The following is a 16,960-nucleotide window of genomic DNA, read 5'->3' as shown; positions in this document are numbered from 1 at the left end:
CCATGCTGCCCCTCTCCCCTGCGGCCCGGCCCTCCATCTCGGCCACCTCGCAGGTCCCGGCAAGGGCGGCGGCTACCCCCCTGCCGCGGCCTCCTCCGCCCAGAGAGACCAGGCACGGCCGATCTGCCCGTCATTCGCCAGGGCGGCGGCCCTGGCCTCCTCCTCCGTGAGGTAGACCACCTCGCCCAGCCGCATCGCCTCGCACTGCATCCGCGCGCCGACCTCGGCATAGACCGCCCGGAAGACCGCCTGTGGGACGGAGCCCCCCACCACGGTGGAGCCGTGGCCGCGCATCAGCACCACCGCGGCATCGGCCAGGGTGCCCGCCAGGGCGTCCCCCAGCCGGTTGTCGGTGATGAGCAGGCTGGTCGCGGGCCCGGCATGGTCCCGGATCTCGAACACCGGCGCGCCCGCGCCGATGAAGCCCCCCATGTGGCAGACGCAGCGCAGCGTCATCCCCCGCACCGCCCCCAGCGGCACGACGGAGGGGGAGTGGCTGTGCACCACGGCCATGACGTCGGGCCGCGCGCGGTAGAGGGCGGCGTGGATGAAGCGCTCGAGATAGGAGCGCGGCGCCGCCGGATCGACCGCCTCGCCGTCCAGGTCCAGCTCCACCACGTCTCCGGGCGTGACGCGCGCCGGGGCCATGTTGCGCGCGATCAGGAAGCGGTCCGGCCGTTCCGGGTGCCGCGCGCTGACATGCCCGAAGGCGTCCACCACGCCCCGGAGGGCCAGGATCCGGTTGGCGAGCGCCAGCTCGGCCTGCGCTTCCACTCCTGTCACGCGCCGTGGGCCTTCAGGTTGACGTGCACGTTCTTCTCCTGCGTGAAGAACAGCAGCTCCTCCAGGCACTCGTCCCGGCCGATGCCGGACTGCTTCCACCCGCCGAACGGCGTGCCGAGGAAGTGGGTGCTGACCTTGTTGATCCAGACGTAGCCCGCCTCCACCTCCGCCGCCATGCGGTGGGCGCGGCGCACGTCGTTGGTGTAGATCGCGCAGGTCAGGCCGTACTCCACGCTGTTCACCTCGGCCAGCATCGCCGCCTCGTCCGTCCAGCGCAGCACGGACTGCACCGGGCCGAAGATCTCCTCGGAGGCGATCCGCATGGACTGGCGGACGCCCGTGAAGACCGTCGGCTCGATGAACAGCCCGTCCCGCAGCGCGGGATCCGCGGGCGGGCCGCCGCCGCAGAGCAGCCGCGCGCCCTCCGCCCGGCCGGCCTCGATGTAGCCCAGCACCCGGTCGTACTGCGCGCGGGAGACGATGGCGCCCATGGTCGTCGCCGGATCGGTCGGCATCCCCGGGCGGAAATGCGCGATGCGGGCGCGGATGCGCTCCACCACCGCGTCGTGGATGCTGTCGTGCAGGAAGACGCGGCTCATCGAGCCGCAGGACTGGCCGCACCAGGTGTAGTTCATGCCCTGCACGGCGCCCGCCGCCACCTCGTCCGGATCGGCGTCGGGGAAGGCGATGAGGGCGTTCTTGCCGCCGAGTTCCAGCAGCACGGGCTTCAGGCGCTCGGCGGCGCCCCGCATCACCGCGCGCCCGGTCGGCACGCTGCCGATGAGCGTGACCATGGCGACGCCGGGATGCGCCGCCAGCGCCTCCCCGGCCTCGCGCCCGCCGGTGATGAGGCCGAACACGCCCCTGGGCAGCAGGCCGCCGACGAGCTCCGCGAGGCGCAGGCCGGAGAGCGGCGCCTGCTCGGGCGGCTTCATGATGACGGCATTGCCCGCGGCCAGCGGCGCCGCCATGCGGCCGGCGGAGAACATGAAAGGGTGGTTGAAGGCGACGATACGCGCCACCACGCCGTAGGGCTGGCGCATGGTGAAGTTCACCGCGTCCGGCCCCATGGGGACGGAGTGGCCCTTCATCTCCGTCACCAGCCCGGCGTGGAACTCCAGCAGGTTGGCCGCGACGTCGGCGTCGCTCCGCATCTCCGTCACGGGGTTGCCGCCATCGGCCGCGTCCAGCATCGCCAGCTCCGCCCCGTGCTCGCGGATCACGGCGGCGATGCGGCGCAGGATCTTCGCCCGCTCCAGCGGCGGCACGCGCCGCCATTCCCGGAACCCGGCCTGCGCGGCGGCCACGGCCGCGTCCACGTCCTCGGCCAGCGCGACCGAGGCCTGGCCGAGCGGCTTGCCCGTGGCCGGGCTGACGCTCTCGCTCATGCGCCCGCCCAGCGGCGCGTGCCAGGCGCCATCGTAGAACAGCCCGTTCCGCTGCGGCAGGACGAGCCCGGTGGGCACGGGATGGTCGAGGGGCATGGTCGTCTCCTGCGGGATTGGCAGCGTTGAGGAACCGCACCGGCCGGGAACCCGTGCGGGAGCCCGCTCCATCCGGAGCCACCCTTGTATGATGGGGACCCAGAAAGCAGGTCAACTCATAATTATCGTATTGTGATAATAAGGAGCGATCGTTAGGTTGGTCGTGGGATGGATCGGAGGTCCCCGCCATGGCGTCGTCGCACCTCTCCCGCCGGGCTTTGCTGGCGACGCTTCCACCGCTGACGGCTGCGCGGCCGGCGCGCGCCGCGTGGAAGCCGTCCCGCCCGGTCTCGCTCGTCGTCGGCTTCGCGGCAGGATCGGGGACGGACGCCGTATCCCGTGTCGTCGCTCCCCTCCTCGCGGAGGAAATCGGGGCCGGGGTGGTGGTGGAGAACCGGCCGGGCGCGAACGGCGCCCTGGCCGCATCCTTCGTGGCCCGCGCCCGGCCGGATGGGCAGACGGTCCTCATGGCGACGAACACGACCCATGCGGGCAACCCCGCCCTGATGCGCCGCCTGGACTACGACCCGGTCCGTGACTTCACGGCCGCGGCCTACCTCGGCAGCATCAGCTTCGTCCTGTTGGCGGCTCGGCGCGTCCCCGCGCGTGGGGCCGCCGAGTTCGTGTCCTGGGCAAAGGCGCAGCCCTCGGGCGTCACCGCCGCCTCGGCGAATGCCCACGGCCTGCTGGGCATGAGCAGCCTCGCGCGGAGTGCCGGCTTTTCGGTGACCAACGTCCCCTACAGCTCCGCCGCGCAGGCGCTGACCGACATCTCGGCGGGGCGGGTCGACGCCGTCATCCTCGATGTCATCGCGAGCATCGGCCAGATCCGGGCGGAGGCGCTGACGCCGATCGCCGTCATGGGCGGGCAGCGCTCCTCCCTCCTGCCGGAGGTGCCGACGCTGCGGGAGGCCGGCATCCCCGCCTTCGAGGTCGAGGGCTGGATGGGTGTGGTGGCCCCGGCCGGCGTGCCCAACGAGGTCGGCGCCGCCCTGTCCGACGCTCTCGGCCGGATCGTGGCGCGGCCCGAACTGCGTTCCCGACTGGCAGCCATCGGCTTCGACGTCCGGTTCAGGCCCGCGCACGCCTTCGCCGAACTGATCGCGGCCGATCTGCGGCGCTGGTCGGCGGCCGCGCGGGAGGCCGGGATCGAGCCCGAGTAGCGCGCCGCCTGGATGTCCGGCGGTGGCCCAGGGTGGCGCCCCATTCTCCCCCGCGAGGTCAGGCCCCGGCCGCGCGCGGCGGGTACTCGCGCGCCAGCACGCGCCGGAAGCGGCGCAGGGGCTGGGCGGATCGCTCGACCTTCACGCGCAGCATCGTCCCCTGCCAGGCCGCCATCAGGAAGGCGCCGAGGTCGCCGGCCCTCCCGCCGTCACGCCCCGCCAGCATCGCCGCCAGCACCTCCTCGAAAGCGCCGGACTGCCTCGACATGACCTCGGCGAGCCTGATGCGGATCGCCTCGCTGTGCGGCGGGATCTCGGCCGCGAGATCGACGACGAGGCAGCCGCGCCGGAAGCCGCCATCGTCCAGCAGCGCCTCGATCCGATCGAAATAGGCCTCGAGGCGCTCCCGCGGTGCCAGGTCCGGGTTGGCAAGGGTCGCCGCCATCGTCGCCTCCAGCCGCTCGGCGTAGTGGTCGAGCGCCGCGAGACCGAGCGCCTCCTTGGAGCGGAAGTGGTTCGTGAGCGACCCGTGCGGGACGCCGGCCTCCCCGGCCACCTCCCGCACGCCGGTGGCGGCGTAGCCGCGCGCGTGGAAGACCTCCGCGGCCGTGGCGACCAGTCGGCCGCGCTGCGTGTCCTTGCCCATGGCCCGTTATCTAATACACTTGTATTGCGCTGGCCAGCGGCATCCGCCGGGGAAGGCGAAGGAGGACCTCATCCATGCCCCACCACCGCCTGATCGCGAACGGGATCGGCCTCCACGTGGCCGAGCTGGGGGAGGGGCCGGCCGTCCTGTTCTGCCACGGCTTTCCCGCCATCGGGGCGAGCTGGCTGGCGCAGATGCAGGCCGTCGCCGCCGCGGGCTACCGCGCCCTGGCCCCGGACATGCGCGGCTACGGCCGGAGCGACGCCCCCGCCGCCGCCGAGGCCTACACGCCTTTCCAGACGGTCGGCGATCTCGTCGGCATCCTCGACCGGCTCGCCATCCCGGAGGCGGTCGTTGTGGGCCACGATTTCGGCGCCTCCGTCGCCTGGAACGCGGCGATGATGCGGCCCGACCGGTTCCGCGCCGTCCTCGGCATCAGCGTCCCCTTCATCCAGCCGGGCGGCCCGACCTTCCTCGACGCCATCCGCGCCTCCGGCCGCACCGGCTTCTACATGTTCGACCAGATGCGGCCCGAGGCGGACGGGCTCTGGGCCGACGCGGCCGTGACCATCCCTGGCAACCTCTACTGGACCTCCGGCCAGGCGCCGGAGGCCACCCGCTGGGATCCCTTCGACCCCGCGCGCGGCCTGCTCCGCCCCGCGCCCGAGCCGCTTCGCGGCATCGACCCGGACTATGTCGGGGAAGCCGTCGCCAGCTTCTCGCGCACCGGCTTTCACGGAGCCCTCAACTACTATCGCGCCATCGACCCCTTCTACGCCGTCGCCTCGGGCGTCTATTCCGGCGCGATCATCCGCCAGCCCAGCTCCTTCCTGACCGGCGCGCGGGACGGGCTGAACGCCGTGCGCCTGCCGACCGAGGAGGGAATGCGGAAGGCGCTGAAGGACCTGCGCGGCTTCGAGATCGTGCCCGAGGCCGGGCACTGGCCGCAGCTCGAGACGCCCGCGGCGGTGAACGCGGCGCTGCTCCGCTTCCTCGCGACCCTGCGCTGATCCTGCCGTGCCTGTCCCGCTGCCGGAGGGTCCTGCGATCGCGCGACGGCGTCCCCGGGCAGGGCGGCCCCTCGCTGCCTCGGCGGCCGCGGCTCCGGGCCGCACCGTCCTGAGGGGCCGCCTACTCCCGGCCCTTCCTCAGAAGGCCGGAGACGAGGCAGCGAAACGCCTCGACCGCCCTGGCGAGGACGGCGGGCGGGTCGTCGGACGCGGCGACCCAGAGGGCGGCGTTGAGGGCGGCCCCGTTGACCAGCCGCGCCGCCGCCTCGGCATCGACCGGATGCACCGTGCCCGAATCGATCAGCGCCTGGATCGTCCGGGTTGTCGCGACCAGGCAGGTGTTCTGGCCGGGCCAGCCCGACGGATCGCCGAGCACGGCCGGGCCATCCAGCAGCACGATCCGCTGGATCTCCGGCTCCAGCGCCATCTCGATATAGGCGATGCTCTCGTCGATGAGGCCGAGCCACGGGGTCTCCGCCCGGTCGGCCACCTCCCGCAGCCGCGCGGACATCTCCACGTCCATCCTCTCGATCACGGCCCGGAGCAGGCCCTTCTTGTCGCCGAAGTTGTGGTAGAGCGCGCCGCGCGTGAGCCCGACCTCGGCCGTCAGCTCGTCCATGGAGGCTGCCGCGTAGCCCTTGGCGGCGAAGGCCCGGCGCCCGGCGGCGATGAGCTTGCCGCGCGTCTCCTCGATCATCTCGTCACGCCGTCGGCGCACCATGCCCGCTCCATTTCACCGGCAAGAACCCGGTGTATTGACATACGGCCTGTATGTCTTATCTCCAGTTCATACGAGGCGTATGTAACTACGCCTCCGGCCACCTGTAAGGGTTTTCCGCCATCACCGACATCCAAAACGAGCGGGTCGTCCTCGCGGCGCGCCCGGAGGGCCGGCCTCGCCCGAGCGACTTCCGGCACGAGACCGTGCCCCTCCCAGGCCCGGGCGAGGGCGAGGGCGAGGTCCTGCTGGAGACGGCTTTCCTCTCGCTCGACCCTTACCTGCGCGGGCTGATGAGCGAGCCGAGGCCCTATGGAGACCGCATCGGGATCGGGGAGGTCCTGGCCGGCGAGGTGGTCGCCCGGGTGCGGCAGTCCCGCCATCCCGATTGGAGGGAGGGCGACACCGTCCTGTCCCATTCCGGCTGGCAGCGCTTCGCCATCTCGGACGGAACCGGGCTGAGCCGCATCGATCCGGCCATCGCGCCCGTCTCCGCGGCGCTGGGCGTCCTCGGCATGCCGGGCTTCACCGCCTATGCGGGCCTGCGCAACATCGGCCGGCCGAGGCCGGGAGAGACGGTGGTGGTGGCCGCCGCGAGCGGCGCGGTGGGCTCCGCCGTCGGCCAGATCGCCCGGATCGGGGGCGCGCGCGCCGTCGGCATCACCACCGGCCGCGACAAGCTCGCCTACGTCAAGGACGAGCTGGGCTTCGACGCGGTCGTCGACCACGCGGCGCCCGATTTCGCCGAGGCCCTGGCCCGTGCCTGCCCGGACGGGATCGACGTCTACTTCGAGCTCATCGGGGGAAAGGTCTGGGACGCGGTGCTGCCGCTTCTCAACCCGTACGCGCGCATCCCCCTCTGCGGCCAGACCGCCCACTACAACGACGCCTCGCGGGGCGGCGGCGCGGATCGCCTGCCCGGCACCATGCACGAGCTCCTCTACCGCAGCGTGACGGTGCGCGGCTTCATCCAGACGGAGTTCGCAGAGGCGCAGCGGCCCGACTTCCTGCGCGAGGCGACCGCCTGGGTTGCCGAAGGCCGGCTGCGCTGGCGGGAGGACGTCGTGCAGGGGCTGGAGAAGGCGCCCGAGGCGTTCATCGGCCTGCTCGAGGGCGGCAACTTCGGCAAGCCCGTCGTGCGGCTCGGCGAGGGCTGAGACACAACCCCCACCAACGAATCACAGGGATCCATGCAATGAACAAGCGCGACGCGATCTTTCCGCCCGGCCGGCAGGCCCTCTACGAGAAGCACCGCTACTCCGCGGCGATCCGCTCGGGCGACCTCCTCTTCGTCTCCGGCCAGGTCGGCAGCCGGGAGGACGGCTCGCCCGAGCCGGACTTCGAGAAGCAGGTCCGACTCGCCTTCGAGCGGCTGAACGCCGTGCTGAAGGCCGCCGGCGCCAGCTTCGACGACGTGGTGGACGTGACCACCTTCCACACGGACCCGGAAGCGCAGTTCGAGACGGTGATGGCCGTGCGCGACGAGGCCATCGGCGCGCCGCCCTATCCCAACTGGACGGCCGTGGGCGTCACCTGGCTGGCGGGCTACGATTTCGAGATCAAGGTCGTCGCCCGCATCCCGGCAGGCGCCGGCTGACGTGAGGGGCCGACCCGAAACCGCCCTGGCGCGGGCAGCGCCGTGATGCGGGAGGATTTCCACGCCGCGAGCCTGGCCGCGCATGTGCGGGCGCGGATCGCCCTCGCGGCCTGCAGCAGGGCCGGATGGCGCTCCGTCCTGCTGCGGCGCTACACGGCCCCGGCCGTGGTCGAGGAGCTCGTCCTTCCCGCCTCCGCCGACCAGGTCATCGTCCTGGTGACCGCAGGATCCTGCACCATCGAGTCCCGGAACGGCGGCCGCTGGCGCGCGGCGCAGTACGGGGCGGGCAGCCTGGGCATGACCGCCCCCGGGCAGGAAACCGTCCTGCGCTGGCGCGGGGAGGTGCCCAAGGAGACCCTGCACCTCCATCTCCCGGCCACCACGCTCCACCGCGTGGCCGCCGACCTGTCCGGCGCCGATCCGGCGCGGCTGCGCCTGCCGAACGAACTCGCCTATCGCGACCCCCTCGTCGCGCAGGTGATGCTGGGCCTGTCGGAGGCGCTCCTGGCCGGGGCGCCGAGCCTCTACGCCGAGGCCTCCGGCGAGCTGCTCGCCGCCCATATCCTGCTGCGCCACGCCGGGCTGCGGCCGCGGGCCCCGGCCCCGCCGCCGGAGCAGCGGCTGCAGCGCCTGGACGACTTCATGCGCGCCCACCTCGCCCGGCCGCTGACCCTGGCCGACCTGGCGCACGAGGCGGGAATGAGCCCGTTCCACCTGCTGCGGAGCTTCCGGCGGGTGCACGGCGAGACGCCGATCCGGCGGCTGGCGCGGCTGCGCATGGAGGCGGCGCGGCGGCACCTCGAGGCCGGCCGGGAGCCCGTCTCCGCCGTCGCCTTCCTCTGCGGCTACGACAACCCTTCCCACTTCGCCACCGCTTTCCGCCGCATGACCGGCGTCTCGCCCAGCGCCTACCGCAAGGGCCGCTGTTAGGGGCCGCCCGTAGCGGGCGCCCGTAGCGGACGCCGGTAGCGGGCGCCGGACGGCAATCCCGCGAGTGTCTTCCGCAGGATCGCGAGCGCGGCCCGGCCCGGCGGTGGCCTAGGGTGATGACTGGAAAGCCCCGCCCAACCGGAGACCGACGCGATGGACGAGACGCCGCAGGAGCCGGGCGAAAGCTCCGGCGCGGTCAGCCGCCGGCCGCTGATGATCGGCGCGGCCCTCGCCTCCTCGTCCCTGGTCCAGCCGGGGACGGCCGCGCCGGCAAGGGCGCAGGGCGCCGCGGCCGGCCGCGCGAACCCTGGCACAAACCCTGGCGCGAAGCTCACCGTGAACCTGACCGTGAACGGCGAGGCGCGGCAGCTATCGCTCGACCCGCGCGCCTCGCTGCTCGACACGCTGCGGGAGGGGCTGGCGCTGACCGGTGCCAAGAAGGGCTGCGACCACGGCCAGTGCGGCGCCTGCACCGTGCACCTGGAGGGGCGGCGCGTCGCCTCCTGCCTGACCCTGGCCGTGCAGGCCGATGGCCGCGCCGTGACGACGATCGAGGGCATCGCGCCGGAAGGCGGCGAGCTCCACCCCATGCAGCAGGCCTTCATCGACCACGACGCCCTGCAGTGCGGCTACTGCACGCCGGGCCAGATCATGGCCGCCATCGCCCTGGTGCGGGAGGGCCACGCCGGCAGCCCGCAGGAGATCCGCGAGTACATGAGCGGCAACCTGTGCCGCTGCGGCGCCTATGCCGGCATCCTGGCCGCGATCCAGGACGCCGCGCCGAAGATGCGGAGGGCCTGAGGCGGTGCATCCCTTCACCTACGCCCGCGCCGAGAGCGAGGCGGCGGCGATCCGCGCCGTCTCGGCCGGCGGCCCCGGCGCGCGCTTCCTGGCCGGCGGCACCACCCTCTACGACCTGATGAAGCTCGGCGCCGAGACGCCGGAGCGGCTGGTGGACATCAACGCGCTGTCGGGCCTGTCTCGCTTCGACACCTCCGGCCCGCGGGAACTGGTCCTCGGTGCCGGCGCACGGATGAGCGACGTGGCGGCCGATCCCCGGCTGGTGCGGGACTACCCCGCGCTCTCGGAATCGCTGTGGAAGGCCGCCTCGCAGCAGCTGCGGAACATGGCCAGCCTCGGTGGCAACCTGCTGCAGCGCACGCGCTGCGCCTATTTCCGCAACGGCGAGCCCTTTGCCTGCAACAAGCGCGTCCCCGGCAGCGGCTGCGCGGCGCAGGAGGGGATCGACCGCGGCCACGCCGTGCTCGGCGGCAGCGAGGCCTGCATCGCCACCTATCCCGGCGACCTGGCCGTGGCGCTGCTGGCCTTCGACGCGGCCGTCGACGTGGCCGGCCCGAACGGCGCCCGCACCATCCCGCTGGAGGCGCTGCACCGCGAGCCCGGCACGACGCCGGAGGTGGAGACCACGCTCGCGCGCGACGAGATGATCCTGCGCATCCGTGTGCCGGCCACGCCGCTCGGCCGCGCCTCGACCTACCACAAGATCCGGGACCGGGAATCCTACGCCTTCGCCCTCGCCTCCGCCGCCGTCGCGCTGCGGATGGAGGGCGAGGTGGTGCGGGAGGCGCGGATCGCGCTCGGCGGCCTCGCCACCCGCCCCTGGCGGGCGCGGGAGGCCGAGCGGGGGTTGGTCGGGCAGCGGCTGACGCCGGAGGCGGCCCGCGCCGCCGGCGATGCCGCCCTGCGCGGCGCCCGCCCCGGCCACCACAACGCCTTCCGCATCGAGCTCGGCGCCCGCACCGTGGCCGATGCCCTCCTGATCGCGCGGCAGAGGGCCTGACCCGATGAGCGACACCGCCTATCCCGACGCCCCGCGGGCCGACGCGCGCGACAAGGTGCGCGGCGCCCTGCGCTACGCCGCCGACGACGCGCGGCCGGGCATGGCCCACGCCGCGCTCGCGGTCGCGACCGTGGCGCGCGGCACGGTCCGGCGCATCGACGCGGCGGCCGCGCGCGCCGTGCCCGGCGTGCGGCTGGTGCTGACGCACGAGGATCTCGGCGGGCTCAAGCCGCCGGGCTTCCTCATGGGCGGCGGCTACGGCTTCCAGAGCATCCAGCCCTTGACCTCCCCGCAGGTGGCCTATCGCGGCCAGCCGGTCGCCCTGGTGGTGGCGGACAGCCCGGAGGCGGCGGCCGAGGGCGCGCGGCTGGTCCGCGCCGACCTCGCGGCCGAGCCGCACCAGGTGACGCTGGACGCGCCGGAGGCGGACATCGTCGCGCAGGCGGATTCGCCCCTGCCCAAGCCGATGTTCGCGGACGTGACGGCGGGCGACGCGGCCGCCGCCTTCGCCGGGGCCGCCATCCGGATCGAGGCCGAGTTCCGCCACCCCGCGCAGCACCAGAGCCCGATCGAGATGCTCTCCACCGTCGCCGAATGGCGCGACGGCCACCTCACCGTGCAGGAGGGCACGCAAAACGCCGAGGCGATCCGCCACGGCCTGGCCCGGCAGCTGGAGGTCGATCCGGCGCGGATCACCGTCCTCTCCCCCTCCGCCGGCGGCGGCTTCGGGCTGAAGAACTCGCTGCAGGCGCACACCGTGCTGGCGGCGGAGGCCGCGCGGCGCCTGGGGCGGCCGGTGAAGCTCGTCGTCTCCCGGGCCCAGGTCTTCCACGGTGGCAGCTTCCGCCCGGCCAGCCGCCACCGCATCCGGCTTGGGGCGGACGCGGAGGGCCGGATGACGGCGCTGGTCCACGAGACGGACTCGCAGACCTCCCGCCACGACCTCTTCCCCACCCAGTACACGGAGCTCTCCTCCCGCCTCTACGGCATCGGCAACTTCCACGGCCGTGAGCGGCTGGTGCGGACCGACGTGCAGACGCCCGGCTACATGCGCGCGCCCTACGAGCACCCGGCCGCCTTCGCGGTGGAGAGCTGCGTGGACGAGCTGGCCTACCGGCTGGGCCGGGACCCCGTGGCGCTCCGGCTTGCTAATGACGCGACGGCGGACCCGATCACCGGCCGTCCCTACTCCTCCCGCCACCTGGCCGAGTGCCTGCGCCGGGGCGCGGCGCGTTTCGGCTGGGACCGCCGCAGTATGGCGCCAGGCTCCATGCGGGCGGCTGATGGAGACCTGATCGGCTGGGGCGTCGCCATCGGCGCCTACAAGGCGGCAACGGCCCCGGCGGTCGCGAAGCTCCGCCTGGCGGGCAACGGCGCCGCCGTCCTCAGCGTCGGCGGGCACGAGATGGGGCAGGGGATGCGGACCGCCATCGCCGCCGTCCTCCAGCGGCGGCTGGGGGTCCCCCCCGAACGGATCACGGTCGAGATCGGCAGCACCGGCGGAACCCCCCAGCACCTCACCGCCGGTTCCTGGGGCACGGCGACCGTGGTCCCCGCGGCCGACGCGGCCTGCGACGCCCTGCTGCGCGCGCTGGACGCGCTGCCGGCCGGCCGGACCCCGGCGGACCGGCTCCGCGCCGCCGGCCGTCCCTTCCTGGAGGTGGAGGTCAGCCGGCGCGCGCCGGGGCAGCCGGAGGCAGTGATGGGCCGCCTCGCCACCGGCCTGCCGGCGGCCACCGGCCCGGCCTATCCGGAGTTCGTCAGCTTCAGCCACGTGGCGCACTTCGTGGAGGTGCGGGTGGAGCCGACGACGCGCCGCATCCGCGTGCCGAGGGTGGTCAGCGTGGCCGATTGCGGCCGCGTGATCAGCCCGCGCACGGCGGCGAGCCAGCTGCGCGGCGGCGTCGTCTGGGGCATCGGCGCCGCGCTGCGCGAGGCCAGCGAGGTGGACCCGCGATACGGCGGCTTCCTCAACGCGGACCTCGCCGAGTACGTGCTGCCCGTGAACGCCGACATCGGCACGATCGAGGTGGATTTCGTGGACGCGCCCGATCCACGGCTGAACGGCCCCGGCGTGAAGGGGCTGGGCGAGGTCGCTATGGTGGGCGTGGCGCCCGCGATCGCCAACGCCGTGCATCACGCCACGGGGCGCCGCCTGCGGAGCCTGCCCATCCGGGTGGAGGACCTGCTGTAGGCTCCTGCGGGCAGGGACGGCGCGCGGAGGACGGCGCGCCCTTCCTCCACGGTCCCCCAGGACCACCGATGGGATCTGCCCCCGCTGGCCGTCGGGACACCCGCATCCATGCGTCAGCGGATCCGGAGCCGCGGGGCCCCGGATCCGCCGTAGCCCCCCGCGATCCCCTTACCGCAGCGGGAGGGCTGGAAAGATCGGCCCACGAGAGGGTCCACCGACCGCACGGACCCGAACCGCCGCGCTGCCGCGAGCCGGCCCGATGGGTGTCCCGGTGCACCGGCCCGCCTCAAGGCACCGCGGCAGCGTCACCGTCCGATCACCCAGACCGCCTGGAGGACGAAGGCGTGGGATCCCCCGATGCCGCGCCGGTCCTCCCGCTGGTAGTAGGCGTCGAGATCGAGGGCGCCGCCAAGCGCCCCGATCGCGCGCAGCCCTGCGGAAAACCGGTGGCGCGACGCGAGGCCCCGGGCTTCCTCCCAGAACAGCTCCTCGGCGATGAACGGTCGGGGCCAGCCCTGCGCCGGCGCGGGAAGTGTCGCCCGGGCGCGCAGGCGCGCCCGGGGAACGCCACGGTCGCCCTCGGGCACTACGAGCTCGGCGACGAGGCGGCCGTCGAGGCTGACCGGCCCGACCTGCGCCTCGGCGATCGGGCCCAGGCGGAAGAGCTGGGCGCCGTTCTCCTTCCCGTCCCGCCGCTCCAGAAGGCTTGCGGCATAGGCGCCGGTCAGGCCGAAGCCGCCGGAGCTGGGCGGGAGGAGCCGGAGTTCGAGAAGCGCGGCCCGCTGCCCGATGCCGCCGAAGCGCGAGACGTAGAGGGTGGCGTCGCCGCGCGCCCCGGGCGCCGCGCCGAGGAGCGTCCGCACACCCGCGCTGAGCCAGACGCCGTCCCGCGGCGGCACGCCGCGGGTTCCGGCGGCCGCACCCTGGTCCTGGGCTTGGGCCGGGGACAGCGCCGGGAGGCAGGCGACGGCGAGGAACGCTGTGGCCCGCCTCAACCCGGTCATCCCGCGGCAGCGATCGGGCCGGCAGCGCGAAAGGCTCCCCAGGCTCGTCGCGGATGACCGTCCGCCGTCACGGGGGTTGGAGAGGATGGGGTCGCGCAGCGTCCTGGCCCTGTCGCTTACCATGCCGCCCACACCCGGGCGGCCTGCCGCATCGCCCTGGCCAACGCCGCGCCGCAGCCCCCGCCCTGAACACGGAAGAGGCGGGCGGTCCCGCGGCGTTACCCTGAGGTCCGGAACTTTGCCGGCTGTGCCTTCGGCAGTCGCTCGCGATCCTGCCGAAGACCTTCGCGGGATTGCCGTGCTGGTCGCGCCCGGCGGTGCCTGGCGCGGCCGACGACAGGGTGTCGAGCCCTGTGGGCGACAGAGCAGCCGCCTCGCTGCCGGACCGCCGATCGGCACGACAGCGTCTCGCCGTGCGCCTGACTCCGCCCGCGACCAGCGAGCTCGGACCTCTCCGCGGCTTCAGTGTCCTACGTCGCCCGCCATCGAGGCGGCCGGCCAACCAACTCCGCCATTTCGGCGATGAGCGACCTCAGCCAGCGATGCGCCGGATCGTGCCGGTAGCGCACATGCCAGCCCATCTCGACCGGAAAGGTCCCGAGATCGACGGGCAAGGGCAGGACCTTCAGCCGGGGGTCGTGGGCCAGCCGGCGGCAGATCAGCTCTGGCAGGGTCGCGCAGAGGTCGGTGACGGCGACCATCTCAGCGACCGCGAAGAAGTTGGTGACGGAGATGGCGACCTCGCGCCGGAGCTTCTGCTCCGCCAGCGCCTGGAACAGCCCGGCCCGCATCCGGCCGGGCGGCACCACGTTGACGTGCCTGAGCCGCTCGAACTCCTCCCGGGTGAGGCTGCCGCCGATCTCCGGGTGGTCGGTCCGCACCACGCAGGCGAGCCCCTCATCCATGAGGTGCTGCACGACGAGGTTGTCGGGGGGATCGGGGATGCGGCCGAGAACCAGCGCCGTGGTGCCGGAGGTGACGCCGGTCTCGACCAGGTCGTTGCTGTAGGGGGTCAGGCGCAGCCTGATGCCCGGGGCGACCTGCCGCAGCCGCGCGACGATCGCGGGCACCAGCACGAACTCGACATAGCCGTTGGGCGCGATGGTTAGCAGCCGCTCCGCGCTGGCAGGCTCGAACTCCTGCTGGCCGAGCACGGCGTCGTCCAGCCGCGCCAGCGCCTCGGCGATGCCGGGCGCCAGCTCCAGGGCGACCGGGGTGGGCTGGATCCCGTAGCGCTCGCGGATGAAGAGCTGGTCCCGCAGCATGACCCGCAGGCGTGAGAGCGCATTCGACAGCGCGGGCTGGGTCATGCCGAGGCGCTCCGCGGCGCGGGTGACGCTGCGCTCCTCCATCAGGGCTGTGAAGATCGGCAAGAGGTTCAGGTCATAGCGCACAACTTATAATCCGGCCGACATATCTGAAATCAAGACAATAAACTTCTGGAATATCTCACCCCGAGCCAAGTTCCGGTTGTCCGCAGGGGATGCGGAACGCGCAACGGAGGCTGAGATGACCAAGGGAACGGTGCTGGTGGCCGGCTCCAACGCCACGCGGATCGAGCTGCAGGACGGCGGCTCCGCCGCGATCGGGCAGTACCTCAACGAGACGGTGGTGCCCGCGACGGCGCTGATCGCGGCCGGCTACGAGGTCGTGCTCGCCACCCCGGACGGGACGAAGCCTCACATTGACGAGGCGTCGGACTCGGCGCAGCACTTCGGCGGGGATGAGGCCGCCCATGAGCGCGCCCAGCGGTTCTACGCCGCAGACCCCTCGATGAACGAGGTGCGCACCCTGCGCTCCGTGATCGAGGACGGGCTGGACGGCTATGCCGGCCTGTTCGTGCCCGGCGGGCACGCCCCGGTGGTGGACCTGATGCAGGATGTCGCGCTGGGCACGATCCTCCGCCACTTCCACAAGGCCGGAAAGCCGACCGCCCTGCTCTGCCACGGCCCGGTCGCCATCGTGGCGGCAATGCCGCGCGCCCGCGAGTTCCGCGCCGCGCTGGCCGCCGGGGACAAGGTCGGGGCCGCTGGCTACGCCCGGGGCTGGGCCTATGCCGGATACCGGATGACCGTCTTCTCGTCGGCCGAGGAGAGGATCGCCGAGGACGCGCTCCTGCACGGCAGGCTGCTCTTCGACATGCCCGGGGCGCTGCAGGCCGCGGGCGGCAGGGTGACCACCCATCCCGTCGACTTCGCACCCCATGTCGTCGTCGATCGCGAGCTCATCACCGGCCAGAACCCGGGCTCCGATCATCAGCTTGCCGCCCGGTTGGTCGAGGCGCTCGACCGGTCGGTCGCGGACGGATGAGAGCTCGCATCACACGGAAGGGCGGGGGATTCGCCGCTCCTGGCCACCGCCGGCCTCCGGTCCCGGCACCACCGAGGTCCAGCCGATGGGCGGGCAGGGCGGTGGTGCGACGATGTGCCGGCGTCAGTGCGTCTGCCCAGCGGGCGACACACTCGGGTCCTGGCAGAGCACCGTCATGAACGGCGCCGGGAGCAGCAGCTTGTTCTCCTGGTGAACGACCATCGGCCGCACCTTTGCCGCATAGGCCTTCCAGGCCGGGTCCGCCAAGAGCCGCGCCCGCCGCTCCGCCCGTTCCGCAAGGTCCTCATAGGCCCAGAGGTGAACAACCTGGTTCAGCGGACCGAATTCGGTCGAGTAGTAGCCGACCATGCGGCCGAGGATCGGCTTCTGGATCGCCAGCCCCTCGGCCTCGTAGGCGGTCAGGTAGGCCGCGGCCTGCCCGGCCTGCAGCGTGTAGATCCGTTCCTCGACGATCATCGGCATCTCCTCCCCAGGACGAGCCTTGCGCACGCCCCGATTTTGGCTCTACCAATTTGGTAGGACCAGTTCGGGGGAACGTCAAAGGGTGATCGCCATCCCCGCCGCGGGCGACGAGCGCGCCAACCTCATCGGCCGCCTGCTGCCCTTCATCGCCCATCGCCGCCTGGAGCCCGGCGACCGCCTGCCCTCCGAGCGGGAGCTGGCGGAGCGCTTCGGCGCCAGCCGCGGGGCCGTGCGGGAGGCCCTGGCGGTGCTGGAGGCGCTGCGGATCATCGAGCGCCGACCGAACTCCGGCATCTACCTGCGCCCGGTGGAGCGGCAGGGCTCCATCGAGGCCATCGTCCTGCAGGCCGAGCTCGGCATTCCCCTAACGGAGGCCGAGGTGCACGAGGTGGTGGAGCTGCGGCGCATCCTCGAGATGCAGGCCGTCCGCCTCGCGGCCGAGCGCCGCCTCGCGGAGGACGTGGCGCGGCTGGACGAGATCCTGGCGCGCACGGACGCCGTGATCGCCGCCGCCGGCAACCCGGCCGACGAGGACGCCGCCTTCCACCTGGCGATGGTGGAGGCGACGGGAAACCACGTGTTCCTGCGCGTGGTGAACGCCTTCTACCTCATGTCCCGCAATCGCCGCCGCGCCTACTTCGCCGATGGCAGCCGCGCCCCCCTCTCGCAGCGCCAGCACCGCGCCATGCGTGACGCGGTGGCGGCGGGCGATCCGGACGGCGCGGAAGCGGCCATGGGCGGGCACCTGCGCGGCGTCGAGAGCTACTGGATGGAACTGCTGGAAAAGCGGGCACGCGGCGACTGAAGCGGCGGTCCAGCGGGAGGGAACAGGAAGAG

The 16,960-nt window shown here is 73.2% G+C and carries 17 protein-coding genes; 10 read left to right on the top strand and 7 right to left on the bottom strand.

Going from position 1 to position 16,960, the window contains the following annotated elements; genetic code table 11:
- Positions 1 to 72 precede the first annotated feature (72 nt).
- Both VQH23_RS05025 and VQH23_RS05020 read right to left on the bottom strand, forming a co-directional pair.
- A complete protein-coding gene (locus VQH23_RS05025; RefSeq protein ID WP_338664526.1) occupies positions 73 to 783 on the bottom strand; it encodes a class II aldolase/adducin family protein in 711 nt (236 codons plus the stop codon).
- The gene (locus tag VQH23_RS05020; protein WP_338664525.1) at positions 780 to 2,267 is read right to left on the bottom strand and encodes an aldehyde dehydrogenase family protein; all 1,488 of its coding nucleotides are present in this window, start codon (positions 2,265 to 2,267) and stop codon (positions 780 to 782) included. The genes VQH23_RS05025 and VQH23_RS05020 overlap by 4 nt, the downstream gene beginning before the upstream one ends.
- Positions 2,268 to 2,455: 188 nt before the next feature.
- Here VQH23_RS05020 and VQH23_RS05015 point away from each other — a divergent pair, with 188 nt between their 5' ends.
- Complete coding sequence (locus tag VQH23_RS05015; protein ID WP_338664524.1) at positions 2,456 to 3,430, top strand: tripartite tricarboxylate transporter substrate binding protein; 975 nt, start codon at positions 2,456 to 2,458, stop codon at positions 3,428 to 3,430.
- A 58-nt stretch (positions 3,431 to 3,488) separates the two neighbouring features.
- On the opposite strand, the gene VQH23_RS05010 is transcribed toward VQH23_RS05015, so the two are convergent.
- Complete coding sequence (locus tag VQH23_RS05010) at positions 3,489 to 4,076, bottom strand: TetR family transcriptional regulator (RefSeq protein WP_338664523.1); 588 nt, start codon at positions 4,074 to 4,076, stop codon at positions 3,489 to 3,491.
- A gap of 74 nt (positions 4,077 to 4,150) precedes the next feature.
- Between VQH23_RS05010 and VQH23_RS05005 the strand changes: the two genes are divergently transcribed.
- A complete protein-coding gene (locus VQH23_RS05005) occupies positions 4,151 to 5,086 on the top strand; it encodes an alpha/beta hydrolase (protein WP_338664522.1) in 936 nt (311 codons plus the stop codon).
- A 121-nt stretch (positions 5,087 to 5,207) separates the two neighbouring features.
- Here VQH23_RS05005 and VQH23_RS05000 read toward each other — a convergent pair whose 3' ends face one another.
- The gene (locus VQH23_RS05000; RefSeq protein ID WP_338664521.1) at positions 5,208 to 5,807 is read right to left on the bottom strand and encodes a TetR/AcrR family transcriptional regulator; all 600 of its coding nucleotides are present in this window, start codon (positions 5,805 to 5,807) and stop codon (positions 5,208 to 5,210) included.
- A 119-nt stretch (positions 5,808 to 5,926) separates the two neighbouring features.
- Here VQH23_RS05000 and VQH23_RS04995 point away from each other — a divergent pair, with 119 nt between their 5' ends.
- The 6 genes from VQH23_RS04995 to VQH23_RS04970 all read left to right on the top strand — a co-directional run bounded on the left by VQH23_RS04995 (position 5,927) and on the right by VQH23_RS04970 (position 12,326).
- Positions 5,927 to 6,961, top strand: coding sequence for a zinc-binding dehydrogenase (locus VQH23_RS04995; protein WP_338666058.1), 1,035 nt, complete (start codon positions 5,927 to 5,929; stop codon positions 6,959 to 6,961).
- Positions 6,962 to 6,999: 38 nt separating this feature from the next.
- On the top strand, positions 7,000 to 7,401 hold the full coding sequence (locus VQH23_RS04990) for a RidA family protein (RefSeq protein ID WP_338664520.1): 402 nt from the start codon (positions 7,000 to 7,002) through the stop codon (positions 7,399 to 7,401).
- 45 nt (positions 7,402 to 7,446) lie between these two features.
- On the top strand, positions 7,447 to 8,331 hold the full coding sequence (locus VQH23_RS04985) for an AraC family transcriptional regulator (RefSeq protein ID WP_338664519.1): 885 nt from the start codon (positions 7,447 to 7,449) through the stop codon (positions 8,329 to 8,331).
- 213 nt (positions 8,332 to 8,544) lie between these two features.
- Positions 8,545 to 9,132: a (2Fe-2S)-binding protein gene (locus VQH23_RS04980; protein ID WP_408904326.1), complete on the top strand. Its 588-nt coding sequence runs from the start codon at positions 8,545 to 8,547 to the stop codon at positions 9,130 to 9,132.
- A 4-nt stretch (positions 9,133 to 9,136) separates the two neighbouring features.
- Positions 9,137 to 10,132 carry a xanthine dehydrogenase family protein subunit M gene (locus VQH23_RS04975; RefSeq protein ID WP_338664518.1) on the top strand — a complete coding sequence of 332 codons (996 nt, stop codon included), beginning with the start codon at positions 9,137 to 9,139 and terminating at the stop codon, positions 10,130 to 10,132.
- Between the two features lie 4 nt (positions 10,133 to 10,136).
- Positions 10,137 to 12,326, top strand: coding sequence for a xanthine dehydrogenase family protein molybdopterin-binding subunit (locus VQH23_RS04970; RefSeq protein WP_338664517.1), 2,190 nt, complete (start codon positions 10,137 to 10,139; stop codon positions 12,324 to 12,326).
- 305 nt (positions 12,327 to 12,631) lie between these two features.
- Here the strand turns inward: VQH23_RS04970 and VQH23_RS04965 are convergent, their stop codons facing one another.
- Positions 12,632 to 13,321 (bottom strand): hypothetical protein, encoded by a 690-nt coding sequence (locus VQH23_RS04965; RefSeq protein ID WP_338664516.1) that lies wholly within the window; start codon positions 13,319 to 13,321, stop codon positions 12,632 to 12,634.
- A gap of 479 nt (positions 13,322 to 13,800) precedes the next feature.
- Positions 13,801 to 14,703 carry a LysR family transcriptional regulator gene (locus VQH23_RS04960; RefSeq protein WP_338664515.1) on the bottom strand — a complete coding sequence of 301 codons (903 nt, stop codon included), beginning with the start codon at positions 14,701 to 14,703 and terminating at the stop codon, positions 13,801 to 13,803.
- Between the two features lie 136 nt (positions 14,704 to 14,839).
- On the opposite strand from VQH23_RS04960, the gene VQH23_RS04955 reads away from it, so the two are divergent.
- Positions 14,840 to 15,640 (top strand): type 1 glutamine amidotransferase domain-containing protein, encoded by an 801-nt coding sequence (locus VQH23_RS04955; RefSeq protein WP_338664514.1) that lies wholly within the window; start codon positions 14,840 to 14,842, stop codon positions 15,638 to 15,640.
- A gap of 123 nt (positions 15,641 to 15,763) precedes the next feature.
- Here VQH23_RS04955 and VQH23_RS04950 read toward each other — a convergent pair whose 3' ends face one another.
- Entirely contained in the window at positions 15,764 to 16,117 is a 354-nt protein-coding gene (locus tag VQH23_RS04950; RefSeq protein WP_338664513.1) for an NIPSNAP family protein, read from the bottom strand.
- 88 nt (positions 16,118 to 16,205) lie between these two features.
- On the opposite strand from VQH23_RS04950, the gene VQH23_RS04945 reads away from it, so the two are divergent.
- Complete coding sequence (locus VQH23_RS04945) at positions 16,206 to 16,928, top strand: FadR/GntR family transcriptional regulator (RefSeq protein ID WP_338664512.1); 723 nt, start codon at positions 16,206 to 16,208, stop codon at positions 16,926 to 16,928.
- Positions 16,929 to 16,960: the final 32 nt, after the last annotated feature.

It is taken from the genome of Pararoseomonas sp. SCSIO 73927, assembly GCF_037040815.1.
GTDB lineage: Bacteria > Pseudomonadota > Alphaproteobacteria > Acetobacterales > Acetobacteraceae > Roseomonas.
The sequence above is the reverse complement of the archived record's forward strand: the minus strand, read 5'-3'. Positions and strand labels throughout refer to the sequence as shown.